Below are 25,841 nucleotides of genomic sequence, written 5' to 3' on the forward strand. Positions count from 1 at the left end.
CTGGGTCCAGGGAAAGACCATGGCACGGAGAATTCCGTCGAGCGACGACCAAGCGGCTGGAGCCGCTTCGGTGCCGGGGCCGCAGGCATTTACGCCACTTGCGACGCCGACATCGGTCGATCGCGTGCGCGTTTCGGCAGGCTCCGCCTTCGTTGCCGGCGTGCGGGAGTCTCCCATGTTGAAATATTCGAGCATTTCTCTTCTCGCCCTTGTCGCTGCGACGCCCGTCGCCGCTCAGGACAATATCCGTTCAGACGACATCGTCGTCACCGCGTCGGGCATCGAACAGTCGAAGGACGAGGTCGGTCAGGCGATCACCGTTATCGACGCCGAAACGATCGAGACACGCCAGACGACCGATGTCGTCGACCTGCTCGCGACCACCCCCGGCATCCGCTTCAATCGCACCGGCAGCACCGGTTCGGTTGCGGGCATCTCGATCCGCGGCGCCGAAACGACACAGACGTTGGTCCTGATCGACGGCGTCAAGGTCAACGATCCCAGCGGCATCGGCGACGGCTATGATTTCGGCCACCTACTGACCGGCAACATCAGCCGCATTGAGGTGCTGCGCGGGTCGAACTCGGTCGTGCATGGCAGCCAGGCGATCGGCGGCGTGGTCAACCTGATGACCGCGACCCCCGAGGCAGGCTTCACCGGCCGCGCGTCGGCCGAATATGGTTATAGCGATACGGTGAACGCCAAGGCCGGCCTGTCGGGTACCACTGGCGCCATATCGGGCGGGATCGGCGGCGCCTATTTCCGTACCGATGGCATTTCGTCGGCGGCGGTCGGGACCGAGCGCGACGGCTACAAGAATTTCGCGGGCAACGCGCGGCTGAAAATTGCGTTCAGCGATGCGCTGAGCCTCGACCTGCGCGGCTACTACATCAACGCCGACCTTGATTATGACAGCTTTTTCGGTGCGCCCGCCGACAGCGGCGACGTCGCCAAGCTCGACCAATATGTCGGCTATGCCGGCCTCAACCTCGACCTGTTCGACGGCCGCTTTACCAGCCGCGCGGCGGTGACGTGGATGCGCAACGAGCGCGATTATTTCTTCGTGCGCGGGACCGCCCCCGATTATGGCTACAAGGGTACGAACCTGCGTTTCGAATATCAGGGCGTCGTGGCGCCCGCCGACACCGCCAAGCTGGTGTTCGGTTACGAGCATGAACGCCCCGATTACGACTTCTTCGGCTTCGGTTCGACCGACAGTCAGAAGGCCAATATCGATAGCGTCTATGCGCTGGGCATCGTCCAGCCGTTCGCCGGCCTGTCGCTGACCGGCGGCGTCCGTCACGACGACCACAGCCAGTTCGGCGGCGCCACAACCCTTGGCGGCAACGCCAATTATTCGCCCAATGATGGCGCGACCAATGTCCGTCTGAGCTATGGTGAAGGGTTCAAGGCGCCTTCGCTCTACCAGCTTTACGACAGCTTCAGCGGCAATGCGGCGCTGCGTCCCGAAGAATCGAAGAGCTATGACATCGGCATCGACCAAAGTCTGGCCGACGGGCGGGCGTTGATCTCGGTCACGGCGTTTTTGCGCAACACCGCCAACCAGATCAATTACGACAATGCGACCTTTACCTATGGCAATATCGACCGCACGCGCGCCAAGGGGGTAGAGGCATCGCTGGCGCTGCGACCCGTCGATGCGCTGAACGTCACTGCGTCGTACAGCTATATCGACGCGCGCGACCGGTCGGGACGTCCCGCCTTCGATGGCAAGCGCCTGCCCCGCCGTGCCGACCATGCGGTCAGCTTGTCGGCCGACTATGACTGGTCGTTCGGGCTTTCGACCGGCGCGACCGTCACGATGGTGAGCGACAGTTTCGACAATGCGCTCAACACGGTGCGGCTCGACGGCTATGCCATCGCCGGGGTGCGTGCGTCCTTCGCCATCACCGAGCGGATCGAAGTGTATGGCCGCGTCGATAATCTGTTCGACGCCGATTATGCGACGGCATTCAACTATGGCACCTATGGCCGCGCCGCCTATGGCGGCGTTCGGGCGCGGTTTTGATGACGCGGCGCTGCCGGAGATCGGCAGCGCCGTTCGGGCGGGAGGCGACGCATGACCGAAAAACACACGGGTCAGAACGCGACAGCAAGGGCAGCGGCGCGTTGATCGCGTCGGTGCGCCGCCTGGCCGTGATCGCGGCAGCATCGGTCGTCGTCGCGGGCACCCTGTCCGCGACCGCCACCCGCCCTCTGCCATCGACACGGGCGATGTCGGCGACACCGGCGGTGCCCCAGCGTATCATGTCGATGAACCTGTGCACCGACCAGCTCGTCCTGGCGCTGGCCGACCGCCAGCAGATCGCCGGTCTGACACGCAACGCGACCGATCCCGGGATGTCCGACCAGGCCGCGGCGGCACAGGGGCTACCGGTGCTCCGCAACTCGGCCGAACAGATATTGGCGATCGATCCTGATCTGGTCGTCGGGATGCCGGCCAGCAGCAGCCCCGTTCTGGCGGCAGTTGCCCCCCAGCGCTATCCGCTGCTCGATCTGGAAACGGCCAATCGGCTCGACCAAATCTATCGCACCATCGACGAGACCGCCGCCGCTGTTGGCCATCCCGTGCGCGGAGCGGCACTCATCGCCGGGATGAAACGGGATCTTGCGACCTTGCCGCGGCTCGGCCGCGGCCGCGTCGCTGCTTATTATCAGCGGCGCGGTTATATGACGGGTACCGGAACGCTCGTTGACGACATGATGACTCGCGTCGGGCTGACCAACCTGGCGAAAACCTTGGGCAAGCCGCCGTTGTCGCAATTTAGCCTTGAAGAAATGGTTGCCGCGCGCCCCGATTTCCTGATTGTCGAACGCGCCACCAATGTCGTCGATGATCAGGGCAGCGAAATGCTTCATCATCCCGCCCTGTCCGACATCCCGCGGATCGTTGTGCAGGAAGCGTGGACCGTGTGTGGCAGCCCCGCTTACACCAGGGCCGCGCACAGCATCGCTGCGCAGATCGCCCGGCATGACAGGGCTGTCCGATGAGCCATTGGCTTCCCCGTCCGCTGCTGATCGGCGCGCTCACGACATTGGCGGTCATCGCGGGTCTGGCTTCGCTGTTGTTCGGCGCGGTCGATCTGTCGCTCGACCGGCTTGTCGCTGCGGCCAGCGGCGACGGCGACCACATCGCGTCCATCATATTGTTCGACCTTCGTCTGCCGCGCACACTGCTCGCGCTGGCGGTGGGCGCGATGCTCGGCCTCGCTGGTGCCGCGCTACAGGGCTATTTGCGCAACCCGCTCGCCGAACCGTCCGTACTCGGGACATCGAACGCGGCAGCACTGGGCGCAGTGGCGGCAATCTATTTCGGCCTCGCCCCGCTTCATCCAGCGGTTTTGCCCGGGCTTGCCATTGGCTGTGCGCTCCTGTCGCTCGGCCTGCTGTTCCTGCTGGCGGGCGACGCGGAAAGCCCGCTCACCCTCATCCTGGCGGGTCTGGCGGTCGCGACGCTCGCGGGCGCCGGGATCAGCCTCGCGCTCAACCTCTCTCCCAATCCCTTCGCGGCCATGGAGATCATGACCTGGCTGCTTGGCAGTCTTGAGAACCGCTCGTTCGACCATGTCTGGATCGCCCTGCCCTGCATCGCGATCGGGACCGCGATGCTGCTTTGGAACGGCCGCGCGCTCGATGCGCTGACGCTGGGCGAGGATGCGGCGCAGGCCCTAGGGGCCGATCTCAAGCGGACGCGGCGACGCCTGCTGCTAGGTACCGCCATCGGGGTTGGCGGCGCGGTGGCGGTGTCGGGCGCCATCGGCTTTGTCGGCCTGATCGTCCCGCATCTGATCCGTCCGCTGACCGATCGCAGCCCGTCGGCGATCCTGCTGCCATCGGCTCTCGGCGGCGCGGCGCTGCTCACCCTGGCCGACCTTGGCGTGCGGATCATTCCATCGACCAACGAGCTGAAACTGGGTGTAGTCACCGCCTTCCTTGGCGTGCCGATTTTCCTGATCCATCTGATGCGCGAGCGGCGGTTATGGTAAGCATCGTTCTGGAACATTTCGGCGTCACGCTCGGCCGCCGCGCCGTCGTCCGCAACGTTTGCGCCGCACTGGAGCCGGGGTCGCTGACCGCAATCGTCGGCCCCAATGGCGCGGGCAAATCCACCCTGGCACGGGCAATGCTGGCACTCGTCCCGGCGACGGGACGAATTCTGGTCGACGGCATCGATGCCGCCGCGATGCCGCGCGCGGATCTGGCACGCCGGATCGCCTATTTGCCGCAGGGGCAGTTGCTGCACTGGCCGCTGACCGTCGAGCGGTTGGTCGGACTGGGCCGTCTACCGCACCTCGCGCCGATGTCGCGGATCAGCGCCACCGACACCGCCGCGATCGAGCGGGCCATGATGCGCGCGGACGTGTTCGATCTGCGCGACCGTATCGCCACCGAATTGTCAGGCGGCGAACGGGCGCGCGTCTTGTTTGCGCGCGCCTTGGCGGTCGAGGCGCCCGCGCTGATCGCCGATGAACCGCTCGCCAGTCTTGACCCCGGCCATCAGATCGACGTCATGGAGCTGCTGCGAGCGGAGGCCGCCAGCGGTGCGTTGGTCATCGCGGTGCTTCACGACCTGACGCTTGCGGCGCGCTATTGCGACCGGCTGCTGCTGATCGACGAAGGCCAGATCGTCGCCGACGGCGCGCCCGCCGCGGTACTGACGCCCGAGCGGCTGCGCCGCGTTTATGGCATCGATGCGCGGGTCGAGACCGGCGGCGCGTGGCCGACGATCACCACCCTCGGCCGATCAGGCCGGTGACGACAGCTTCATCAGCACCAGACCGCTGACGATCAGCAGCGCAGCAACGATCCGCATCGCGCTGGCCTGTTCGCCCAGCACAGCGATGCCGACGATGAAGGCACCGACCGCACCGATCCCTGTCCAGATGGTGTAAGCGGTGCCAAGCGGCAGCGATTTCATGGCCAGCGCCAGCAAGCCAAAACTGGCGATCATGGCCGCGATCGTGACGAGCGACGGTCCCAGTTTCGAAAACCCGTCCGACTGTTTCATCGAAAAGGCCCAGACGATTTCGAGAACACCGGCAATTGCGAGATAAATCCAGGCCATGACAGCCTCCTTTTCAAGGCTGCCGGGCCGTCCCGGACTTGCGAGCCTGCGCGGCGCAGGCGAGGACGTGGCCTCTTGGTAGTTTGACTTATAGCAGGGAAATCATGGTCGATGCCACAAAAACCCCCTGAACGTACGCGATTATCCGCCTAAAGCCAGCCATAGCAACAGCCGTGCGCGACGCGCCTCGCCCATCGCCACCGCCGCGCGTTCGCCGGCACCGTCAGCCTGCCGCCGGACGTCAAGCACGCTCGCCAGATCGACCAGCCCGGCGCGAAAGCGGCTTGCCGTCAACGCATCGCTTCGTGCCAGCAAAGCGGCTTCTTGGGTCGCCGCAGTGGCGCGGGCGTCAGCGGCGGCGATCAGCCGATAGGCCGATTCCGCATCGCCCAGCGCGTCGAACACCGCCGACCGATATTGTTGAAAAGCGAGCTGTTTATCCGCCGCCGCGCCGTCAATCTCGGCCGAAATGCGGCCAAAGTCGAACAGGGGTCCGGCGATCGCCGCGGCCAGCGAGCCGATAATCGAATCATTGTCGAACAACTGGCCGGGGCTGAACGCCAATAGGCCAAGACTGCCCGACAGGGTGATCCGCGGAAACCGCCGCGCCGCCGTTGCCGCGAGATCGGCATCCGTTGCGGCCAGTCGCGTGGCGGCCGCGACAACATCGGGCCGGCGGATCAGCAGCTCCGACGGCAGCGCCGATGGAGTTACCGGTAACGCTTGCGGATCGCCGGGAATCGCCAACTGCGCCTCGATCCACTCGGCGTCGCGGGCCGTCAGCGTGACCAAGCGGCCGATGATGGTGCTCCGTTCGGTGGCGAGCGCCGCCAGACGGCTTCGCGATGCGCTCGCCACACTTTCGGCGCGGACGCGATCGGCGCCGGGCGCAAGGCCGGCCTGGGCTCTCGCCCCTGCCAAGCCAACCAGGCGCTCTGCCGATGCAAGGTCGCTCTCCAGCGAGGCAGCGCGAATGTCGAGGCTGCGCCAATCGACGACGAGCGCAGCCAGATCGGCGATCAGCGCGATGCGGACGGCGTCAGCGTCGGCGGTCGCGGCGTCGAGCCGCAAGGCCGCGGCACGCTGTTCCGACCGCAGTCGGCCGAAGAGGTCGGGATCCCACCGCGCGCTCAATGACGCGCCATAAGCGGTTTGATCGGGGTCGATCGAAATCCCCGGCGGCAGGCTGGCACCAAGACTGCCTGGGTTGCTGCGGCTGGTTTCGACCGACGCGGTTGCGTCGAATTGCGGGGCGCGTTCGGCGCGGGCGCGGCGGGCGCCCGCCCGCGATTGCTCGATCCGCGCCGCCGCCTCGCCAAGCAATGGCGCGTCGGCCATGGCGGCGGTGCGCAAGGCCGCAAAAGCAGGATCGTCGTTCGGTAGCAAGGCTGCGAGCGATCCGGCCTGCCCTGCGTCGGGCGCGTAGGAAAAGGTGGCGGGAAGCACCGGTGGCGGCGTGTCGATCCGCGGCGGCGACCCGCCAGCGCACCCCGTCAGCAGCGTCGCGGCAACAAAAATGGCCGCCGCCCGTCTCATCGCTTCGCTCCGGCCGGTGCTTTTGCGGGAATGAACGCATCGACCTGTTGCCCGACGCGGAACAGGTCGTTGCCGGCCGGTAGTGCATAAATGACCTGCATGACCCGGACATCGACACGCTCGGCGGCGCTGTTGGTCAGCGAGCGCTTGGGAACCACCAGCGGTTCGGCGCGAACAAATCGCGCCGCAACCTGCCGCTCGGCTGCACCGCGCGGCGACACGATCGCGTTCGACCCCAGCGCCACGTCCGCGGCCTGATCCTCGTCGATATCGATCCGGACGTGCAGAGGCCGCGTTTCGCCCATCCGGATATAGGGTTCGGCGTTGCCACCCTGCGGCCCGCCCGCCTGCACATATTCGCCCGGCCGGATGTTGACCGCTAGAACTTCGCCCGCGATCGGCGCCCGAACCGCCAACCGCGATAACTCAACGCGCGCGCTTCCCGCCGCCGCCGTCGCTGCATCGAGACGCGCCCGCGCCAGCGCCAGACGGCTCGCCGCCGCTGCCGCGTCACCCTCGGCCCGGACGACTTCGGTACGGCTGATCGCCTCGGCATCGTCGACCTGGCGGTAGAGCGCGAGTTGGCGCTGCGCGGTGACCCGCGCGGTCTCTGCCTCGCCGATGGCGGCGCGGGCTTCGCGTATCGCCGCCTCGGCCTCGCGCAACCGCGCGCGCACCGCGCGGTCGTCGACCGTGAACAGCAGATCGCCTTTTGCGACATAGGCACCGGGCTCGACATTCAGGGCCATGACCAGACCCGACAATGCGGTGCCGACATCGACGATCTCGCTCGATGGTTCGACAACCCCTGCGCCGGCCACGCGCGCGCTGTTGGCCAATGCGCCGGTAGCCCGCGGCGGCGTCTGCTGCGGGGGCTCGAGTTGCCGGTCGGGCAGGCCCGTCGCGATAAAGATCACCGCGATCACCAGCCCGAGCAAGGCGAGCGCGGGGAGGATCTGACGTGAAACATTGAGGTTGGCAAAGCGTCGGGTCATGGCGTCAATGGTCCTTCGGCATATCGCGGCCATCATGGGTGATCCGGCCGTCCTCAAGCACGAGGATGCGGTCGGCGAGGTCGAAGATGCGGTTATCGTGGGTGACGATGATCACCGACCGGTCGTCGGCCAGCGCCACTTCGCGCAGCAGGTCCATCACCCGGCGCCCGGATCGCGCGTCGAGCGCCGCCGTCGGTTCGTCGCAGACGATCAGGCGCGGCTGGTGGACCAATGCACGCGCGATCGCGACGCGCTGTTGCTGTCCCCCCGACAGTTGGTTCGGCAGCTTATCGGCCTGATCGGCAATGTTGAGCGCGGCAAGCAATTCGATCGCCCGGTCGCGCGCCTCCAGGCGGTCCATCCCCTGCGCAATCAGCGGCACCGCGGCATTCGATGCGGCGTCGATCGCCGGGATCAGATTATATTGCTGGAAGATAAAGCCGACATTGCGGAGGCGAAAATCGACCAGATCGCTGTCGCTGAGGTGATAGATATCGGTGCCGAACAGGCGAACCTCGCCCTCAGTCGGCCACAAAATGCCGCACATGATCGAAATCAGCGTGGTTTTGCCCGATCCCGATTCACCAACCAGATAGGTGAGCTCGCCAGCGCGGACGTCGAGGTCGATGCCGTGCAGCACCCGGATCGTCTGTTGCCCCGCAGTAAAGTCGCGCGCCACGCCGCGCGTCGAGATCGCGGCAACGGCGGCAACGGCCTTGGCTTCGGCTTCGGCGGCACTGCTCACCGGAACACCGCCGCCGGTTCGGTCTTGAGTACCCGGCGCAGCGCGATCCATCCGGTCAGTGCAAGGATCAGGGTGACGGCAACCAGACTGATCAGCGGCACCTGCCACGGGATGTAAAAGCCCTTGAAGGTCGGATTGCCTGAAAAACCCCAGATAAAGCCCACGGTGCCGAGCACGCCAAGGCCATAACCGATCAGGCCGACCATCCCGGCCTGCGCCGCAACCATGCGCCGTATCTTGGCATTGTTGACGCCAATCGCCTTCAATGCGCCGAACTGTTTGATGTTGTCGCGGATGAACAGGCTGAAGGTCAGGCCGACGATCGCCACCCCGACGACAAAGCCCAGCAGTACGGTGATCCCGAAATTCAGCGGGATGCCGGTGTTTTCGATAATGAAATCGACGCCGTCGCGCGCGAATTCATCGCGGGTGCGCGCGCGCAGGCCGGTATCCTTGGTAATCCGCGTCGCCAGCGCCTTGGCCTCCACCCCCGGCGCGGCGCCGACAAGCACGAAGCTCAGCCGGTTGCGGGTGCCGGGCACAAAATTGAGCGCGCGGCTGTACCGGGTGTAGAGCGTGACCTGGCTGGTGAAGCTGGGAATGGCATCGGCGACCCCCATGATGACCGCGCGCTGATCATTCAGTTCGAGCCGCTCGCCGACAGGATTGTAGCCCACCGGGAAAAAGCGCACCGTCCCGACATCGTCGATCACCACCGCATCGGGGCGTTCCAGCACATCGGCGGCACCCAGGGCCATCCGGCGCGGCAAGCCGATCAGGGTCGCATCGTCCACCCCGATGACCGACACGCCTTCAAGGTCGCCTTCCTTGGTTCGTACCGAAGCCGCGGCGCGCAGATGCGGCACCGCCCATTCCACGCCCGCCACCGATCGCACCCGATCGAGCGCGGTGGACGGCATCGGCAGATGGACGTCCGTCGTGCGGCTGACCGGATCCATGACCCAGACATCCGCCGACGGAACATTGTAGACGCCACTGGCGCCGCGTTCGATCAGATTGACGAAGATCGTCAGCTGCTGCGTGATCAGCAGGGTCGAAAAGGCAATACCGAACAACAGACCATAAAATTTGGTCGCATCGCCCGTCAGCATTCGAATTGCGATCCAGACCATCGGGGGAGAGCCCTTTTTTCGTCGCGCCTTGCAACCGTTGCTGTTTTCAAACATTATTGAACGGTGCCGTATAAGTGAACGGAAGCGTATAGTTTGTCAATCGCGCGAAAAAAGAATCTTGGCCGACCGGCTGATCTCGCCAAACGCGAGGCTATTTTGGTGGCGGCGCGCGACGCCTTTTTCGAACATGGCTATGGCGCGGCTGCGATCGAGCAGATCGCGTTGGCCGCGGGCGTGTCAAAGGTGACGATCTACAATCACTTTTCGGACAAGCAGGGTCTGTTTACCGCGGCAATCGAACGCGAATGCGAGCGTATGCGCGACCATTTTTCGATCAATGGCCAGGAATCGCAGTCGCTACGCGAGCGCCTGTTGGACATCGGCCACGCAATGGTGGCCTTTTTGTCGCGACCCGAAATGGTCCAATTCGAGCGACGCGTGGCTGCCGAAACCGAACGTAATCCCGAGATCGGCCTCGCCTTTCTGAATGCCGGACCGCGCCGGATGAAAGGGACTTTCGCCGCATTTCTGGCCGCTATGGCTGAAACCGGCGCCGTTGTGATTCCCGATGCCATGCTTGCGGCGGAACAATTCGCAGCGATGTGCAAAGGGTTTGGCGATGTGGAGCTTCGGTTCGGAGCGCCGCCGACCCCGAGCGCGACGCGGCATCGCGTGGAGTCGGCAGTCGAAGCCTTCTTGAAGATTTATGGGACAAAAGCCTAATCTGCATCCGGAATCCCGTTCGTGCGCGATCTGTCGGGTTCGGCGCCCTTGCTCATGATTGGAAAAATCCAGCTTATGCGGGCGACCCTGACCAGAAATACAAAAAGCGCCCCAGCTCTTTGCCCGCGCAATCGCATTGACGCCCCAACCGATATTGCAAGACTATCGGCCAGTTGCTTCTCTCACGCGGTGTCCGGCTGGCCCGCTAGCTGCCAATCTGGCGACCTATGCGGATCCCAACTTGCCCCTCGCGCCGGAAGTAATCGACACGATCGAAAAATTTCTCGGCGCCGCCAATCATTGAGGCATTGCCCCGCATCCCTGGGTGTAGCGCAAGATCGCGTTTTTTGGCGCGCGAGCGAAAACGGACGCGGCGCGGACAAAGGCGACACGAAGATTCCGCTCGACGGTTCGCAAATTCTGGTTGAAGCCTCTCGCGGCCGGGCGCGTTTGTCCGCGGACAAAATCGCGGAACGGCGATGGACGATAGCCCAAACCTGCAAGTGACGCCGGAGTGGAGTTTTTGGGGTGTGAATTCTTCTTGCTGAACAAAATTGATCCCTTTCACGCGATCTCGATCAGCCGCCTCGCCCATCAGCTCCGTGCCGAGGGTCGGTCAGTGATTCATATGGAGTTCGGCCAGCCTTCGACCGGCGCTCCCGCCGCAGCGATCAGGGCAGCGCACGAGATCCTGGATGCCGACGGGATGGGTTATTGGGAGAGCCCGGGGCTCAAGACAAGGATCGCCGCGCATTATGGTGAGGCCTATGGGATCGCTGTCGATCCGGAACGGGTCATCCTGACGTGCGGTGCTTCGCCCGCCTTTGTGCTTGCCCTTTCCTGTCTATTCGCACCCGGCGATCGTGTTGCGCTCGCTCGCCCGGGGTATGTCGCCTATCGAAACACCCTCAAGGCGCTTCACCTCCGACCCGTCGAACTGGCCTGCGGCGACGGCGAACGCTTCCAGATCACGGCTGATGCCGTCGAGCGACTGGAGCCTGCACCCGAAGGTCTGATAGTGGCCAGCCCTGCCAACCCCACCGGCACGATCATCCCGCCAGAAGAGCTCAAGGTTTTGGCGGAAGTCTGCAAACGCCGCGGCATTGCGATCATTTCCGACGAAATCTATCACGGGTTGAGCTATACGCGTCCCGCCGAGACCATGTTGCGATATGCGTCCGATGCGCTGGTCGTTAACAGCTTCTCGAAATACTTCAGCATGGCAGGCTGGCGCCTAGGTTGGCTCATCGTTCCCGAGCCTCTGATCGACGCCGCGCGCGCGCGCATGGGCAACCTGTTCCTGACCCCGCCGTCCCTCGCCCAACATGCCGGCTTGGTCGCTTTCGATTGCCGCGACGAACTCGAAGACCATCTGAAAACCTACGCGCGCAACCGTGAGCTTCTGCTCACAGCCCTTCCGCAGATGGGGTTGCGGCGGATCGCGCCCCCGGACGGCGCTTTCTATATCTATGCCGATGTCGGCCACCTCACCAACGACAGTCTCGCCTTTTGCGAAGCCCTGTTACGCGACACGGGCGTTGCCATAGCACCCGGGTTGGATTTCGACCCCGTCGATGGCCACGGCTTCATCCGTTTCAGCTTCGCGGTCTCGACCGATCAGATCGAGGAGGCGATACGGCGGATCGGACCATGGCTTGCCGCAAGAACGAGCCGCGGAGCTTCGATTCCGGCAGTTTAACCGGTCTGCCCCAGGTTAGAACTATTGAACCGCGCAGCAGCTCGTTTTGGACGTTAGCGCGGGTCGGCGCGTAGCGCGGGCTTGCTTACATGTCCTCGCACATCGCGCTGACGCAAACGCGGCGAGGATAAGCTCTGTCACAGGCTTTAGGCCTGTGCTCCCTTGGCCTCGGCAGCTTCCAGATAGTCGGCCCACCATTGCAGCATCGGGCGGCGGTGCGCGAGATATTTCGCCGAGTTATAGACCCCGCGCACGCCCTGCGGCTGGTGCGCGAGCTGCATTTCCACCCAATCCCCTTCGAACAACCCGCTCTCGTTGAGAACCGTGCTGGCGAGCGAGCGGAAGCCATGCACCGTAGCCTTCCCCCGCAACCCCATGCGATACATGATGTCGAGCATCCGGTTTTCGCTGATCACGAGCGATTTGGAAATCGGTACCGGGAAGAGGTAGCGGCCCAGCCGCATGTTGCCGGCAGCGCGATAGACGTTCAGCTCCCAGATCTCGTTGAAGAGATCGACCGCCTGATGCGATAGCGGCACGAGATGCTCTGAACGCATCTTCATGCGCTCGGGCGAAATTCGCCAAAAGGGATCGGCGCCGCCCATATTTTCGAACTCCTCGAATTCGGCAAAGCGCGTTTCCGAGGTGCGCACCATGGTCATGATCGTCCAGCGCAGCGCGAGATGGCTAAGGCGCTCGCCGGTATCGGCGTTGAACTTTACATAGAAGTCGGGAAGATCCTTGGCGGCGATCTTGGAGCGATGCCGGACCGGCTTTTTCTTCGCCATGGCGGGACTGAGGTCGCGGCAAGGGTCGCTGTCGCAGCGCCCGTCGGGGATCGCATAACGGAAGACCTCGCTACAGTAGTTCTTGATCCGGTGCGCCGTCTCGAACGACCCGCGCGCCTGGATGCTGCGAAAGATGTCGAGCATCTCGCGCGGGGTGATCTGCGAGATATCCTTGTCGCCGACAACGGGGAACACGTCGTTCTCGAGGCGGCTCACGATGCGCGAGGCATATTTGGGAACCTAGGAGAGCATGCGCGCCTCGAGCCACTCGCGCGCGACGTCCTCGAAGCTGCTTCCCTCGCCCACCGACGTGGCCTCCGCTTCCTTCCGCCGTTCCTCTGATGGGTCGAGGCCAAGCGCGAGCTGGTGCTTCATCATCTCGCGCCAGGCGCGGGCTTCGACAAGCGAGACCTGGGGAAAGCGTCCGCCCGAAAGTAGCTTCTGTTTCCCCTTGTGGCGATAGGTGAAACGCCAGAGCTTCGAGCCATTGGCTTCGACCAGAATGAACAGGCCGCCGCCGTCGGATTTCTTATAAGGTTTGGGCTCCGGTTTGAGGGCTTTCAGGGCCAAATTGGTGAGCATGATTTGCCTCCTCGCGCCCTTGTCCCGGTTCGAGTCCTGACGCGCGAAATCTGTTGGTAGGAGCGAATTTCCTACCAGCAAAATGGCAAAAACGGGCTTGGGCTGCAAGAGGGGCAGGTGGGACGAGCTGGGACGCCTCCGCTCTGTAACCCACTGATTTCCTTGTTTTTTGGTGGGACGCGCTGGGCGTCTCTGGGTCCTTCTGGGACGCCGGCCTGGCAGGGGCAGTAGGACTCGAACCTACGACCCTCGGTTTTGGAGACCGATGCTCTACCAACTGAGCTATACCCCTAGGCCGGAGTGCGCCACTAGCCGGATTGCCCGACGGGAGCAAGGGGGATCACGGCTTGCGCGTGCGGACCCGCCTGATATGCGCATTTTTGCATGACCTCCGCCGCCCCCTCCACCGCCGCGCCGCAAAACTATCTTGGCGGCATCGCGCTGCGGTTGCTGGCGATGGCCAGCCTGTCGCTGATGTTCGTGGTCGTCAAATATGTCGACCGCGCGGGCATCCATATCGTCGAGAGCCTGTTCTGGCGGCAGGCGCTGGTGCTGCCCTTCCTGCTGCTGTGGGTGAAGGCGACCGGCGGTTTCGCCTCGCTCCGCACCAACCGCATCGGCGCCCACACGCGGCGGATGCTGATGGGGCTGACCGGCATGGCGTGCAATTTCGGCGCGATGATCCTGCTGCCGATGGCCGAGGCGACGACGATCAGCCTGTCGGTGCCAATCTTTGCGGTGATCTTTGCCGCACTGCTGCTCGGCGAAGCGACGGGATGGCAGCGGTGGAGCGCGGTCATCATCGGTTTTGTCGGCGTGCTGGTTGTGCTGGCGCCGTGGGCAAGTTTTTCGGGGGGCTTCGGCGGCGATCATGGCATCGGTACGCTGGTTGCCCTGGCGGGCGCCATCATGACCGCGCTGATCACCATCGCGGTGCGCGATCTGGGCCGCACCGAAAATGCCGCGACGATCGTGTTCTGGTTCAGCCTGCTCTCGATGGTGCCGCTGGGCATCGCCCTGCCCTTTGTCTTTACCCCGCACAGCAGCGAGGAGTGGCTGCTGCTCCTGGCGCTCGGTTTCCTTGGCGCGATCGTCCAGATGTCGCTGACCGGCGCGCTGCGCCTTGCCCCCGTTTCGGTCGTCATCCCGATGGATTATTCCAGTCTGCTGTGGGCTATCGTCGCCGGTTGGTGGTTCTTTGGCACCCTGCCCGCCGACACGACATGGGTCGGCGCGCCGCTGATCGTCGCATCGGGCCTGTTCATCGCCTGGCGCGAGCATCGCCGCCACATCAACCGACCCAAGGAGGTTGCCGCATGACGCGTCCCATTCTCTATCACTGCCCCGATGCCCGCTCGCTGCGCTGCCTGTGGGCGGTCGAGGAGGCCGGGCTCGACGTCGACCTGCGCGTCCTGAAATTCCCGCCGCGCGCGTTCGAGCCCGATTATCGCGCGGTGAACCCGCTGATGACGGTCCCCGGCTGGGTCGAGGATGGGCGGCTGATGACCGAGTCCGCTGCGATCTGCGAACGCATTGCCGAAGATACGTCGCTGGAAGTGCGCCGCGACGAGCCCGACTATTGGGACTATCGCAACTGGCTGCACCGCAGCGACGCGACGCTGACCTTCCCGCTCGCGATCATGATCCGCTACACCCGCGTCGAGGTGCCCGAACGGCGACTGGCGCAGGCGGTTGACGACTACAAGGCCTTCTTTGGCGGGCGCGCCAAGAGCATCGAGGCAGCGCTGAGCGATGGGCGCGATTGGCTGGTCGCGGGGCGTTTCACGATCGCCGATATTGCGATTGGCTATGCGGCGTTTCTCGGGACAACGCTGGGCGCGGACGATGTTCTGGGCGAGGCGACGAAGGAGTGGCTGGCGCGGTGCATGGCGCGGGAGGGGTTCCAGAGCGCCCGCGCGCGTCAGAAAGCCGCGGCATAAGGGGAAAGGACCCCACCATCGGGTGGAGCCCTCCATGTTCCTCGTGCATGAGTTGCAATAACAAGGAAAACTCATCGGCCCTTCTGGGTGTAAGGGCGCTTGAAAGGCCGAATGTGTGGCGAATTTATGCTGCGTCGGAAAGCTCTCTCACTGTGGGCGGGCCACCGCCCTTTCGGGCATTTTAGGGGGCGGATTCGGTAGCTCGGGGCTGAGGTAGGGAAGCTGTACGTCTCGCTCGCGCCCGAGCAGGCGAAGCATCGTAACGTTATAGTCCCAAGCGTAGCGCGTTTCGCCCTCGCAAAGCGGGGCGACAGCGCCCACCTCGCGCAAATCGAGATCGTCGACCGTAGGCCCGACAACCGGATAATCCTCTCGCACCTCCGCCGTTGCGTCCTCATTCAAACCCGGCGTCCATAACGTGTAAGCGGGGTCGAAGGATTTCATTGCCTGCAACAATCCCCGACGACCCTTCCGGAATTCGAATTCCGCATCGGCAACTCCGCTTCGGTACTGCCAATGCATCAGGCAACGGAGACGAATTTGCACGATGTTGTTGGATCTCTCCTGCGCCGCCTGCACTCCGCTCAGCCGCCACACTGCAGCGCTTGCACCCAACAGGGCTGCGAGTATCGCGATCAACGCAACGCGAAGCGCGAGGCGCTTGCCCCTCAATTCACCATCCGCGCATACCCCGCCCAGTACGGCGCCCGCAAATCCTTGCGCAAAATCTTGCCCGACGCATTCCTCGGCAGTGCATCGATCACATCGACGCTGCGCGGACATTTGAAGGGCGCAATGCGTTCGCGCGCCCAGGCGATGATGTCAGCTTCGTCGACCGTCATCCCGGGCTTGGCGACGCACACCGCCTTCACGCTCTCGCCCCATTTGTCGTCGGGGATGCCGAATACCGCCACCTCGTGCACCGCGGGGTGGCCGAAGATCGCGCTTTCGACCTCGGCGGGATAGATATTCTCGCCGCCCGAAATGATCATGTCCTTCATCCGGTCGTGGATGAACAAATAGCCGTCCTCGTCCATATAGCCCGCATCGCCGGTGCGGATCCAGCCGTCGGCGCTGACCGTCTTGGCCGTCGCCTCCGGCAGGTTCCAGTAACCGAGCATGTTGTTCGACGAGCGGGTGACGACCTCGCCGACATCGCCGACCGGCACTTCCTCGCCATCGGGGCCGAGGATCTTGATCTCGACCCCCGGCAACGGCTTGCCCGCCGAGCGCATTCGCGCATTGCCCGCCGGATCATGATCTTCGGGCGGCAGCATCGATATGGTGCCGGTGGTTTCGGTCATCCCATAGGCCTGGATAAACTGCGCGCCGAACATCTGGATGCACTGGCGCAGCAATTCGAGCGGGATCGGTGCGGCGCCATAGAGGATATATTTGAGGCGGCTGTAATCGACCGTCGCGCAGCGCGGGTGCATCAGCAGGAATTGCAGCGCCGCGGGGACCATGAAAAAGCGCGTCACGCCATGCTGCTCGACCGCGTCGAACACCCCGTCGGGGTTGAATTCGGCGAGGATGATGCCGGGAAGGCCAGCGGCAAGCGCCATGATGCCCAGCCCGGTGCCGCCGATATGCGCGCACGGCATCGCCACCAGCACCGCCTCGTCGTCGTCCCATTTCGTATAGGGCATGTCGAGGTCGCTCGAATGTTTGCGCAGAGCGAACAGGTTGCGGTTCGACAGCACCGCGCCTTTCGGATTGCCGGTGGTGCCCGATGTATAGAGCTGGAGCACCGCGTCATCGGTTCCCGACGAGGCGAAGGCGGTCCGCGCCGCGCCGTCGATCATCGCGCGAGCCTCGGTCGCGCCGACGATGGTGGGCGCATGGTCCAGCTTGCCCGCTAGCTGCTCGTCCAGATTTTCGAACCCCGGCCCGGCGAACACCATCTTCGCCTGCGTGTCGTTGACGATGAACGCCCATTCGGTCGGCGACAGCCGCCAGCCGATGGGCGCCATCACGATCCCGGCGCGCGCGGCGCCATAGAAGAGGATGAAATAAAGGTCGCTGTTCTTGCCGATCCACCCGATCCGGTCGCCCTTTTGCAGTCCCGCCGCGAACAGCGCCGACGCGACTTTTGCGGTCGCTTCGTCGAGCTGCGCATAGGTATAAACGCGATCTTCCTCGCGCAGCGCGACGCGGTCGGCGCGCTCGCTGGCCCAATGGGTCAGGAATTCGTCGAATGTGAAAAGCTCCGAAACGTCGCGCGGCATGAACTCTCTCTCCTCGAATCGCATCTTTTGCGTGCAATTGCGGAAAGGCTAGCGGCTGTGGGCGGCAGGTAAAGCGCCTATCGACAACCCTGTCAGCAACGTCAGGTGCGGCGGAAGAGGAGCATGAGATTGTTCGCAGGCATTGCGCGGCGTTCGGCGAAGGTCAGGCCCGCGGCAGCGGCTGCCACCTTGACGTCATCGATGTGACGCAGCCCCCACGCCGGATCGCGTGCGCGAAGGCTGGCGTCGAAAGCCATGTTGCTGTCCGCGGTCGGTACGTCGGGCTCGACATAAGGGCCGTAGAGGATCAGCGGCGCCCCGCCGGGTAGCAACAGCGCCGCGCCCGCCAGCAACCCCAGCGTCGCAGCCCATGGGCTGATATGCACCATGTTGATGCACAGGATCGCATCGGCCCGGTCGATCGGCCAGTCGTCAGCCGCGGCATCGAGCGCGAGCGGCAGCGCGATATTGGCCAGTCCGGCCTCCGCGCTCCAGGCGGCGATCGACACCAGCCCCGCCGGATCGGGGTCGCTCGGTTGCCAGTCGAGCGCCGGAAAGGTCGCGGCGAAATGGACGATATGTTCGCCCGATCCGCTCGCGACTTCCAGCACCGTCCCCGTCGCGGGCAGCCAATCGGCGAGCACCGCCGCGATCGCATCGCGGTTGCGCAGGGTCGCCGGGGCGTGGCGCTTGTCATCGCTGCCGCCGTCGCTGGGCATCCACGGCGGCGACGATGCCATCAGGCCTTGGCCTGCGCCCGTGCGCGGCGCTCGCGCACGATCAGCCACGCGAGCAGCCCGACCGGGCCGACCATCAGCGTCAGGAACAGGAACGGGAATTGGACAATGCGGCTGAAGCCCTTTTGATCGGCGTCACGCGCAATCCACATGCCGGTGAACAGGTCGAACGCCAGATAATGCACCCACCCCAACGTCGTTCCGCCCGGGCTGTCGAACAGTTTCATCACCCCCGCCAGCGTCGTGAAATCACCGCCACCGGGACCGCCGGGATCGATCCCGCCGGTCAGGAACCCGACAATCATCACGGTGTAGGCGAGGCAGAGCAGGAACACCCCGGCGTAGAGGATCACCGCCAAGATTTTCGGACCACGCGGCAGGAAAGCAAGCGCGATCCAGCTGGCGAACGCCCAATAATTGGCGAGCAGAAAGATTGTGTCCCAGGTCATCAACATTCTCCCCTTGCCGTCAAATCGGACACATCTTCGCTAGGCGTCGTTTCAAAAGCGATTAGGTCCGGCTACATCGAATGATGCGAAATATCGAGTAAGGGAAGATCCTTGGCAAGCAAGAGAACAACCCAATTGGGCAATGCTCGCCTGCAAAGCTGGCAAAGCTTTTTGCAGTGGGTGGACGATCATAGCGATTCGGCGTGGGCTTTCAGGGGTCTCGGTGACAGCACCTATCCCCTGTTGCCATCGGTTGGCCGGATTTCAAATTACTCGCCGTCCAAGGAACGATCGGTTCTGGCCTCATTCCGGCGCCGCGTGCCGCAATTCACAACCGACATCGGCTTTGGCGAGTGGGAGTATCTTGCCCTGGCCCAACATCATGGAGTTCCCACCCGACTGTTGGACTGGACAACGAACCCGCTGGTCGCCGCATATTTTGCGGTATCGGCTTTGCCGGGTACACGGCAGGTCACTTATATGCGCAAGGCTGTGACGGCGACACCCGAAAGGGCATTGATCGATTGCCGGGTCGTTGCCACCCGTGTCAAACACGCGCAGGTGATCGACATCAGCGCTGACGCCGACCCACTCAAACTCAACGACTTGGGCTGTGTGATCCCCCGGACGATTTCCAATCGCATCGGGTCACAAAGCGGACTGTTCAGCGTTCACCCCTCGCCCGATCAGCCTTGGCTTGACCCGCTGGCTCGTTCCACCAATGTCTTCGATATTCCAGGAGGCGATCGCGACTTCTTTCTGCGGCGGCTATTTTATATGGGCGTCGATCCTCTATATCTCATGGGCGGACTGGATGGGCTTGGCGCGCGAGCGGCATGGCAAGCAAATCGAGGGATCGGTCTGGGAGCAATAATATGACTGCGCTTAGGGCCACTGCGACCGACGACGCCAACGTGGCGCGCATCGTGGCCGCGATCAATAGCCTTACCGAGCAAGAGTTGGACCAACTTGGCGCCTGGCAGGATCTGCTCGACTTGTCCTCGCGCACAATTTTCGAAGCCATCGATGGCGACCCGTCCAGCGTCGTTATTGACGCAGATGGGAATTTCGAAGCTATCGCATCGGTCTATGTGACCCTCGTATATGGATCATCGCGCGACGAAGAAACGATGAGCGATGAGTATGTGGCGACGATCGGCGGAACTGTCGGCCCGGAGGGCGCCGAAATTACCCGCGCTGAAGTCGATACATCGCCATTTTACGAATAGCCTTTTTTGGGACCCGATCCCGGAATTTGACCCTCATATCAGCCCGCCCAGCCCGAACAGCACGATCCCGCCGAACAGCGCGACCAGCCCGGTCGTGACGATCAGCAGCGTGATCCGCGCCGCGGGCAGTCGCCGCGTTGCCGCGAAGGCCGCGGCGAAGCCCAGCCCGAGCGCGATCAGCGGAGCGTAAAGAAACGCCCAGCCGTAGCTGAACTCGCGGCGCACCTCGATCAGCTCCCACTGCTCGACGACCAGCCCGTAGAGTGTGATCGCGGCGAGCCAGACGGCGACGAAGACGACCGCGAACAACGCTCCACCGGCCAGACAGCCGGCGGCGGTGCGTTGCGCGCCGCTGTCGCCGCTTTCGCTCAACTGCCGCCGATCTCGCTCAGCGACGGGGTGCCGGGTGCGGTAGCGGTCTCGTTCCACGCCAGGATCGGCTTGCGCGCTGCGGCCGTCTCGTCAAGCCGCGCGCGCGGCGCAAAGTGCGGCGCCGATTTGAGCGCCGGGTCGCCGTTCTTCGCGCGCATCGCGATGCTGCGCAGTGCGCCGATGAACTGGTCGAGCGCCGCCTTGCTCTCGGTCTCGGTCGGTTCGACAAGCATCGCGCCGTGGACGACGAGCGGGAAATAGACCGTCATCGGATGATAACCTTCGTCGATCAGACCCTTGGCGATGTCGAGGGTCGAGAAACCCTCGGCAAGGCCTTTGTCGCTGAACAGCGCCTCGTGCATGCACGGCCCCGATGCCGCGAACGGCGCGTCGAGGACATCCTCCAGGCTGCTCAGGACATAATTGGCATTGAGCACCGCATCCTCGGCGACCTGCTTGAGCCCGTCGGCGCCGTGGCTGAGGATATAGGTCAGCGCGCGGGTGAACATGCCCATCTGACCGTGGAAGGCGGTCATGCGGCCAAAGGTCTGCGGATGATCCTCGCCCGCGCTTTCCTCCTCGATCAGGCGGAAGCCTTCGGCATGCTTGGTCACGAACGGCAACGGCGCAAAAGGCGCGAGCGCCTCCGACAGCACCACTGGCCCCGAACCCGGGCCACCGCCGCCGTGCGGGGTCGAGAAGGTCTTGTGGAGGTTGATGTGCATCGCATCGACACCCAGGTCACCGGGACGCACCCGGCCGACGATCGCGTTGAAATTGGCGCCGTCGCAATAGACATAGCCGCCCGCGGCGTGGACCGCGTCCGAAATCGCTTTCATGTCGCGCTCGAACAGCCCGCAGGTGTTGGGGTTGGTGATCATCACCCCCGCGACATCGGGACCAAGCCGTGCCTTGAGCGCTTCGAGATTGACGCGGCCTGCCTCGGTCGCCGGAATGTCCTCGACGGTAAAGCCCGCAAAGGCGGCGGTCGCCGGATTGGTGCCATGCGCGCTTTCGGGGACGAGGATCACGCGGCGGTCTTCGCCGCGCGCTTCCAGCGCCGCCTTGATGCAGAGGATACCGCACAGCTCGCCATGCGCGCCCGCCTTGGGCGACATCGCGACGCTGTGCATGCCAGTCAGCGTGATCAGCCATTCGGCGAGTTCGTGGATCACCGCGTAAGCGCCCTGCACCGTCTCCTGCGGCTGCAACGGGTGCGCGTCGGCAAAACCCGCCATCCGCGCGACTTTTTCGTTGAGGCGCGGGTTGTGCTTCATCGTGCAGCTGCCGAGCGGGAACAGGCCGAGGTCGATCGCATAATTTTGGCGCGACAGGCGCGTGTAGTGACGCACCGTTTCGGCCTCGCTGAGCCCCGGCAGGCCGATCGGCGCGGTGCGCGCCAGCGCGCCGAGGTCGGCGGGGGCTGCGGCTTCGTCGAAATCGACGCCCGTGGTTGCGGTCGAGCCGATCTCAAAGATCAGCGCTTCCTCGAGCATCAGCGCGCGGTTGCCGGTGAAGGTCGTGTTGTCGTCGGCACCGCCCGCAGCGGTCATTTCGGGGCGCCAGCCGCCGGGGTTGAGCGCGGTCATGCCAGCACCTCCTTCAGAGCGGCAGCGAAGGCGGATATGTCCGCCTCGGTGACGGTTTCGGTGACGGCGACGACAAGGCCGTTCGCCAGGTCTGCGTTGGCGGGATAGAGGCGGCCAAGCGACACGCCGCCAAGGATGTCGCGTTCTGCCAGCTTGTGGATCACCGGGCGCGCCTCGGTCGGCAGCAGCAGGGTGAATTCGTTGAAATAGCTGTTGTTCAGCACCGACACGCCCGGGATTTTGGCCAGTTCGATCGCAGCCATCTTCGCGCGGCTATGGTTGATCGCTGCGAGCTGGCGGAGTCCCGCTTCGCCGAGCAACGTCATGTGGATGCTGAAGGCTAGCGCGCAAAGCCCCGAATTGGTGCAGATATTGCTCGTCGCTTTCTCACGGCGAATATGCTGTTCGCGCGTCGACAGCGTCAGCACAAAGCCGCGCTTGCCATTGGCATCGATGGTCTCGCCGCACAGGCGTCCCGGCATCTGGCGGACATATTTGGTCTTGCAGGCGAAGAGGCCGACATAGGGGCCACCGAATTGCAATCCGACACCGATCGACTGCCCCTCACCGACCACGATGTCGGCGCCCATTTCGCCCGGCGCCTTGATCAGGCCGAGCGCGACAGGTTCGGTGACGACCGCGATCAACAACGCCCCTGCGGCCTGGCACGCGGCAGCCAGCGCGGCCATGTCGTCGATGCGGCCAAGGATATCGGGATATTGGACGACAACGCAGCTCGTGTCCTTGTCGATGCTGTCCGCCAGCGCCGCCCAGTCGGTCCCCGCCTCCAGGCTGGGATCGCCATCGACCAGCACATCGCCGGTATATTTCGCCATCGTCCGCGCGACGCTACGGTAATGCGGGTGCAGGCCGGTCGACAGCAACGCCTTGCCACGCTTCGTAATCCGCCGCGCCATCACGATCGCTTCCCAGCACGCGGTCGAGCCGTCGTACATCGACGCATTGGCGACGTCGGTGCCGAGCAGGCGCGCGACTTGCGACTGGAATTCGAACAGCATCTGAAGCGTGCCCTGCGCGATTTCAGGCTGATACGGGGTGTAGGCGGTCAGAAACTCGCCGCGCTGGATCAGATGATCAACGCTGGCGGGAACATGGTGGCGATAGGCGCCGGCGCCAAGGAAGAAGGGGCCGTCGCCCGCGGCGCGGTTCTGGCGCGACAGCGCGGCCATATGGCGCTCGACCGCCAGCTCGCTGGCGTGCAGCGGCAAGTCCGCAATCGGCCCATCGAGCCGCGCATTAACGGGAACACCGGCAAACAGATCATCGATCGACGCTGCGCCGATGGTGGCGAGCATCGCGCTGCGGTCGTCGGCAGTAAGGGGCAGGTAACGCATGAACTACTCCGCAGAAGAAGCTGGTTTTTGGGAAAAAAGCTGGGCTGTGTCGGCAAGCGTGCCGGAGAAGATCGCCGGACCGGCGTGGGTCGTGCGGATCCACGGCGCGAGCCAAATCCGAAAGCCTGCATCGCGCACGCGGCGGCAAAAGGCGTAATCGTCGGAGAGCAGCGCCTGGCTTTCGGGCTCGATATAGGGGCAGAAAAAGGCGGGGACGATGTCGCCAACGCCGTGCGCCTGACGCTCGGCGGGGTCGGGACGGAACACCAGATCGGGCATCGCCGCCGCCATTCCCTCGAGCACCGCGCGGCGGATCAGCATCATCGCGGTACCGAGCCGGGCCAGTTCGACCAGATCGGTCATCTTGAAATTCTGATCGGGGTGCAGGAAATGCAGCGCAAAGTCGCCGGTATAGCGCGCCAGATCGGCGGGATTATCCTTGGCCAGCCCCTGCTCGACCGCGCGCGCGACATTGGCCCAATTGATCATCCGCCGCGGATAGGCGCCGCCGAGCACCCCGCAGTCGGCATTCGCCTCCATTGCGCGGATCAGGGAGAACACATCGTCGGCCGAAAAATCGATGTCGGCATCGATGAACAGCAGATGGGTGCAATCGCTGGCAAGGAACATGGCGGTCAGCATGTTGCGCGCGCGGGTGATCGACGGCTGGTAGAGGATGAACTCAAACCGCACCGAAATGCCCAGCGCTTGCGCGCGCAGCGCCAGCGCCAGCGCCGCACGGACATAGGTGCCCTGAGCGCCTTCATAGATGGGCGTCGCCACCATCAGGCGGCAATTGGCTAAGGCGGGTTCGGTGGCGATCGCATTTCTCCCCCCTCCCGCTTGCGGGAGGGGAACTGACTACAGCGCGTCGCAGAAGGCTTTGTACGCCTTTGCATCCATCAACCCGTCGAGCTGGCTTTTGTCGCTCAGCGCCAGGCGGAAGAACCAGCCTTCGCCCTCGGGATCCGAGTTGACCAGCCCGGGGTCTTCCTCCAGCTGGCTGTTGCCCTCGGTCACGGTGCCGTCGACAGGAGCATAGACGTCGCTCGCCGCCTTCACCGATTCAACCACTGCGGCGTCGCCGCCCTGGCTGAGCTCGGCGCCGGTGTCGGGAACTTCGACGAAGACGATGTCGCCAAGCTGGCCCTGCGCAAAATCGGTGATGCCGACCGTCGCGACGTCGCCGTCGACGTCGATCCACTCATGCTCTTCGGTGTAATAACGCGGCATCGATCAGGCTCCTGCTTTACGGACATAATTATGCGGAACAAAGGGCATGGCGGTGACGGTGCAGGCCACCCGCTTGCCGCGCACCTCGGCGGCGATCGCGGTTCCGGGCTCGGCGTGGTCGCGCGGCACATAACCCATCGCAATCGGTGCGCCCACGCTGGGAGCAAAACCGCCTGACGTCACGACGCCGATTTCCATATTGCCGTCGAACAGCTTGGCGCCTTCGCGCACCGGCATTTTGCCATCGACCAGCAGGCCGACCCGTTTGCGGGGCGAGCCATCGGCGAGGTGGCCGAGAATGCGCGCGGCGCCGGGGAAGCCACCTTCCTCGCGGCGGCGTTTGCTGATCGCAAACGCCAGATCGCCTTCGACCGGATCGATCGTCGGGTCGAGATCATGGCCATAGAGCGGCAGCCCCGCCTCCAGCCGCAGCGAATCGCGCGCGCCCAGCCCGATCGGCTTGACCTCGTCCATCGCGCACACCGCATCGGCAAAATCGGTCAGCGCCTCATTGGGCAGCGAAATCTCGAAACCATCCTCGCCGGTATAGCCCGAGCGGCTGATCGCGATCGCATGGCCATTCCACGTCGCGCGCGTCGCCTGCATGAACACGAGGCCTGTTGCTTCGGGCACGAGCCGCGCCAGTGCGGTCACGGCCTTCGGCCCTTGCAACGCGAGCAGGCCATAATCCTCATTGTGGTTGAGCGTGATGTCGTCGGGCAGGTTTTCGCGCAGGTGACCGATGTCTTCCCACTTCACCGCGCCATTGACCACGATACCGAACTGGTCGCCCTCGTTCGTGATCATCAAATCGTCGAGGATGCCGCCATCCTCATCGAGCAGCAGCGAATAGCGCATCCGGCCGGGCTTCAGCGCCGAAATATCGCCCGGAACCAGCGTTTCGAGCGCTTCGGCAACCTTGTCACCCGAAAGCGCCAGCTGACCCATATGGCTGACGTCGAACAGCCCGGCATTCTCACGCACCCACAGATGTTCGGCCATGATGCCTTCATATTGGATCGGCATCCAGTAACCGGCGAATTCGACCATCCGGCCGCCCTTGGCGCGGTGCCAGGCGTCGAGCGGCAGCACTTCGGTCGCGGCTTCGATCGCGCCGTCTTCGTCCAGCTGTTCGGTTTCGGTCATGTCAGTCTCCCGCGGTTGCACGGCGGATGCGCGGCGGGGTGCCGCGCCTTTCGCCATGCCCCCTCTGTCACGGGAACCTGAGAGTTTTCCCCCGGCAACAAAGTCCGGGGTTACCCCTTCGGTGGCTCCAGCCGACAGCCGGAACGCTTTCCAGAGTGTCCGTTCCAGCCTGCGCGGTCCTGCTGACCTGAGAGTTTCCGGGGCGGTTGCTCCTTCGGTGGTGAGGCGCCGGTTGCCCTGCCCTCACGCTCTCCCGCGCGGCCGGTCGAATCCCTT

The 25,841-nt window shown here is 64.2% G+C and carries 27 protein-coding genes, 1 tRNA gene, 1 pseudogene and 2 riboswitches; of the genes and pseudogenes, 10 read left to right on the forward strand and 19 right to left on the reverse strand.

All coding sequences use genetic code 11. The features are described 5' to 3' along the window. The first annotated feature begins 175 nt into the window (after nt 1-175). The 4 genes from VGN68_RS07210 to VGN68_RS07225 all read left to right on the forward strand — a co-directional run bounded on the left by VGN68_RS07210 (nt 176) and on the right by VGN68_RS07225 (nt 4,777). The gene (locus VGN68_RS07210) at nt 176-2,029 is read left to right on the forward strand and encodes a TonB-dependent receptor plug domain-containing protein (RefSeq protein ID WP_327475234.1); all 1,854 of its coding nucleotides are present in this window, start codon (nt 176-178) and stop codon (nt 2,027-2,029) included. Nucleotides 2,030-2,235: 206 nt separating this feature from the next. Beyond that, nucleotides 2,236-3,012 carry an ABC transporter substrate-binding protein gene (locus tag VGN68_RS07215; RefSeq protein ID WP_414713026.1) on the forward strand — a complete coding sequence of 259 codons (777 nt, stop codon included), beginning with the start codon at nt 2,236-2,238 and terminating at the stop codon, nt 3,010-3,012. Continuing rightward, nucleotides 3,009-4,007, forward strand: coding sequence for an iron ABC transporter permease (locus VGN68_RS07220; protein WP_327475238.1), 999 nt, complete (start codon nt 3,009-3,011; stop codon nt 4,005-4,007). Before VGN68_RS07215 ends, VGN68_RS07220 begins: the two co-directional genes overlap by 4 nt. Beyond that, on the forward strand, nt 4,001-4,777 hold the full coding sequence (locus VGN68_RS07225; RefSeq protein ID WP_327475240.1) for an ABC transporter ATP-binding protein: 777 nt from the start codon (nt 4,001-4,003) through the stop codon (nt 4,775-4,777). The genes VGN68_RS07220 and VGN68_RS07225 overlap by 7 nt, the downstream gene beginning before the upstream one ends. On the opposite strand, the gene sugE is transcribed toward VGN68_RS07225, so the two are convergent. The 5 genes from sugE to VGN68_RS07250 all read right to left on the reverse strand — a co-directional run bounded on the left by sugE (nt 4,766) and on the right by VGN68_RS07250 (nt 9,495). Beyond that, complete coding sequence (gene sugE, locus VGN68_RS07230; protein ID WP_327475242.1) at nt 4,766-5,086, reverse strand: quaternary ammonium compound efflux SMR transporter SugE; 321 nt, start codon at nt 5,084-5,086, stop codon at nt 4,766-4,768. The two genes, VGN68_RS07225 and sugE, sit on opposite strands and share 12 nt — an antisense overlap. A gap of 141 nt (nt 5,087-5,227) precedes the next feature. Next, nucleotides 5,228-6,622, reverse strand: coding sequence for an efflux transporter outer membrane subunit (locus tag VGN68_RS07235; RefSeq protein ID WP_327475244.1), 1,395 nt, complete (start codon nt 6,620-6,622; stop codon nt 5,228-5,230). Continuing rightward, nucleotides 6,619-7,617 (reverse strand): efflux RND transporter periplasmic adaptor subunit, encoded by a 999-nt coding sequence (locus tag VGN68_RS07240; RefSeq protein WP_327475246.1) that lies wholly within the window; start codon nt 7,615-7,617, stop codon nt 6,619-6,621. Before VGN68_RS07240 ends, VGN68_RS07235 begins: the two co-directional genes overlap by 4 nt. Nucleotides 7,618-7,621: 4 nt before the next feature. After that, entirely contained in the window at nt 7,622-8,362 is a 741-nt protein-coding gene (locus VGN68_RS07245; RefSeq protein ID WP_327475247.1) for an ABC transporter ATP-binding protein, read from the reverse strand. Continuing rightward, complete coding sequence (locus VGN68_RS07250) at nt 8,359-9,495, reverse strand: ABC transporter permease (protein WP_293703185.1); 1,137 nt, start codon at nt 9,493-9,495, stop codon at nt 8,359-8,361. The genes VGN68_RS07245 and VGN68_RS07250 overlap by 4 nt, the downstream gene beginning before the upstream one ends. Before the next feature lie 159 nt (nt 9,496-9,654). Here VGN68_RS07250 and VGN68_RS07255 point away from each other — a divergent pair, with 159 nt between their 5' ends. Together VGN68_RS07255 and VGN68_RS07260 are read left to right on the forward strand one after the other, a co-directional pair. Next, nucleotides 9,655-10,218 carry a TetR/AcrR family transcriptional regulator gene (locus VGN68_RS07255; protein ID WP_327475251.1) on the forward strand — a complete coding sequence of 188 codons (564 nt, stop codon included), beginning with the start codon at nt 9,655-9,657 and terminating at the stop codon, nt 10,216-10,218. 541 nt (nt 10,219-10,759) lie between these two features. Further along, nucleotides 10,760-11,917, forward strand: coding sequence for an aminotransferase class I/II-fold pyridoxal phosphate-dependent enzyme (locus VGN68_RS07260; protein ID WP_327475252.1), 1,158 nt, complete (start codon nt 10,760-10,762; stop codon nt 11,915-11,917). Nucleotides 11,918-12,063: 146 nt separating this feature from the next. On the opposite strand, the gene VGN68_RS07265 is transcribed toward VGN68_RS07260, so the two are convergent. The 4 genes and pseudogenes from VGN68_RS07265 to VGN68_RS07275 all read right to left on the reverse strand — a co-directional run bounded on the left by VGN68_RS07265 (nt 12,064) and on the right by VGN68_RS07275 (nt 13,579). Further along, the gene (locus VGN68_RS07265; protein WP_414713027.1) at nt 12,064-12,705 is read right to left on the reverse strand and encodes a tyrosine-type recombinase/integrase; all 642 of its coding nucleotides are present in this window, start codon (nt 12,703-12,705) and stop codon (nt 12,064-12,066) included. A gap of 18 nt (nt 12,706-12,723) precedes the next feature. After that, nucleotides 12,724-12,930: pseudogene (locus tag VGN68_RS20540) on the reverse strand (tyrosine-type recombinase/integrase); the annotation flags it as partial. A 15-nt stretch (nt 12,931-12,945) separates the two neighbouring features. Then, nucleotides 12,946-13,287 carry an Arm DNA-binding domain-containing protein gene (locus tag VGN68_RS07270; RefSeq protein WP_327475254.1) on the reverse strand — a complete coding sequence of 114 codons (342 nt, stop codon included), beginning with the start codon at nt 13,285-13,287 and terminating at the stop codon, nt 12,946-12,948. A gap of 216 nt (nt 13,288-13,503) precedes the next feature. Beyond that, nucleotides 13,504-13,579: transfer RNA gene (locus tag VGN68_RS07275), tRNA-Trp, on the reverse strand. A 92-nt stretch (nt 13,580-13,671) separates the two neighbouring features. Here VGN68_RS07275 and VGN68_RS07280 point away from each other — a divergent pair. Further along, the gene (locus VGN68_RS07280) at nt 13,672-14,607 is read left to right on the forward strand and encodes a DMT family transporter (RefSeq protein ID WP_327475256.1); all 936 of its coding nucleotides are present in this window, start codon (nt 13,672-13,674) and stop codon (nt 14,605-14,607) included. Continuing rightward, entirely contained in the window at nt 14,604-15,227 is a 624-nt protein-coding gene (locus tag VGN68_RS07285; RefSeq protein WP_327475258.1) for a glutathione S-transferase, read from the forward strand. Before VGN68_RS07280 ends, VGN68_RS07285 begins: the two co-directional genes overlap by 4 nt. A 147-nt stretch (nt 15,228-15,374) precedes the next feature. Here VGN68_RS07285 and VGN68_RS07290 read toward each other — a convergent pair whose 3' ends face one another. The 4 genes from VGN68_RS07290 to VGN68_RS07305 form a co-directional block, all read right to left on the reverse strand. Further along, nucleotides 15,375-15,899 (reverse strand): hypothetical protein, encoded by a 525-nt coding sequence (locus tag VGN68_RS07290; protein WP_327475260.1) that lies wholly within the window; start codon nt 15,897-15,899, stop codon nt 15,375-15,377. Continuing rightward, nucleotides 15,896-17,455 (reverse strand): fatty acid--CoA ligase, encoded by a 1,560-nt coding sequence (locus VGN68_RS07295; protein ID WP_327475262.1) that lies wholly within the window; start codon nt 17,453-17,455, stop codon nt 15,896-15,898. The genes VGN68_RS07290 and VGN68_RS07295 overlap by 4 nt, the downstream gene beginning before the upstream one ends. A 101-nt stretch (nt 17,456-17,556) precedes the next feature. Continuing rightward, on the reverse strand, nt 17,557-18,195 hold the full coding sequence (locus tag VGN68_RS07300; protein ID WP_327475264.1) for a DUF938 domain-containing protein: 639 nt from the start codon (nt 18,193-18,195) through the stop codon (nt 17,557-17,559). Then, entirely contained in the window at nt 18,195-18,641 is a 447-nt protein-coding gene (locus VGN68_RS07305; protein WP_327475266.1) for an ABA4-like family protein, read from the reverse strand. Before VGN68_RS07305 ends, VGN68_RS07300 begins: the two co-directional genes overlap by 1 nt. Before the next feature lie 111 nt (nt 18,642-18,752). Here VGN68_RS07305 and VGN68_RS07310 point away from each other — a divergent pair, with 111 nt between their 5' ends. After that, the gene (locus VGN68_RS07310) at nt 18,753-19,520 is read left to right on the forward strand and encodes an FRG domain-containing protein (RefSeq protein WP_327475268.1); all 768 of its coding nucleotides are present in this window, start codon (nt 18,753-18,755) and stop codon (nt 19,518-19,520) included. Further along, nucleotides 19,517-19,870, forward strand: a complete 354-nt coding sequence (locus VGN68_RS07315; RefSeq protein ID WP_327475270.1) for a hypothetical protein — start codon at nt 19,517-19,519, stop codon at nt 19,868-19,870. The genes VGN68_RS07310 and VGN68_RS07315 overlap by 4 nt, the downstream gene beginning before the upstream one ends. Nucleotides 19,871-19,903: 33 nt before the next feature. Here the strand turns inward: VGN68_RS07315 and VGN68_RS07320 are convergent, their stop codons facing one another. From VGN68_RS07320 to gcvT, 6 genes are all read right to left on the reverse strand, one after another. After that, nucleotides 19,904-20,242 (reverse strand): hypothetical protein, encoded by a 339-nt coding sequence (locus VGN68_RS07320; RefSeq protein ID WP_327475272.1) that lies wholly within the window; start codon nt 20,240-20,242, stop codon nt 19,904-19,906. Then, on the reverse strand, nt 20,239-21,831 hold the full coding sequence (gene gcvPB, locus VGN68_RS07325; protein ID WP_414713024.1) for an aminomethyl-transferring glycine dehydrogenase subunit GcvPB: 1,593 nt from the start codon (nt 21,829-21,831) through the stop codon (nt 20,239-20,241). The genes VGN68_RS07320 and gcvPB overlap by 4 nt, the downstream gene beginning before the upstream one ends. After that, on the reverse strand, nt 21,828-23,186 hold the full coding sequence (gcvPA, locus tag VGN68_RS07330; RefSeq protein WP_327475274.1) for an aminomethyl-transferring glycine dehydrogenase subunit GcvPA: 1,359 nt from the start codon (nt 23,184-23,186) through the stop codon (nt 21,828-21,830). Before gcvPA ends, gcvPB begins: the two co-directional genes overlap by 4 nt. Before the next feature lie 3 nt (nt 23,187-23,189). Then, complete coding sequence (locus VGN68_RS07335) at nt 23,190-23,972, reverse strand: hypothetical protein (protein WP_327475276.1); 783 nt, start codon at nt 23,970-23,972, stop codon at nt 23,190-23,192. A gap of 75 nt (nt 23,973-24,047) precedes the next feature. Further along, the gene (gene gcvH, locus VGN68_RS07340; protein WP_327475278.1) at nt 24,048-24,419 is read right to left on the reverse strand and encodes a glycine cleavage system protein GcvH; all 372 of its coding nucleotides are present in this window, start codon (nt 24,417-24,419) and stop codon (nt 24,048-24,050) included. Nucleotides 24,420-24,422: 3 nt separating this feature from the next. Beyond that, nucleotides 24,423-25,565: a glycine cleavage system aminomethyltransferase GcvT gene (gene gcvT, locus VGN68_RS07345; RefSeq protein WP_327475279.1), complete on the reverse strand. Its 1,143-nt coding sequence runs from the start codon at nt 25,563-25,565 to the stop codon at nt 24,423-24,425. A 54-nt stretch (nt 25,566-25,619) separates the two neighbouring features. After that, nucleotides 25,620-25,729: riboswitch (glycine riboswitch) on the reverse strand. Then, nucleotides 25,730-25,831: riboswitch (glycine riboswitch) on the reverse strand. Nucleotides 25,832-25,841 lie beyond the last annotated feature (10 nt).

Source organism: Sphingopyxis sp., from assembly GCF_035998965.1.
GTDB lineage: Bacteria > Pseudomonadota > Alphaproteobacteria > Sphingomonadales > Sphingomonadaceae > Sphingopyxis.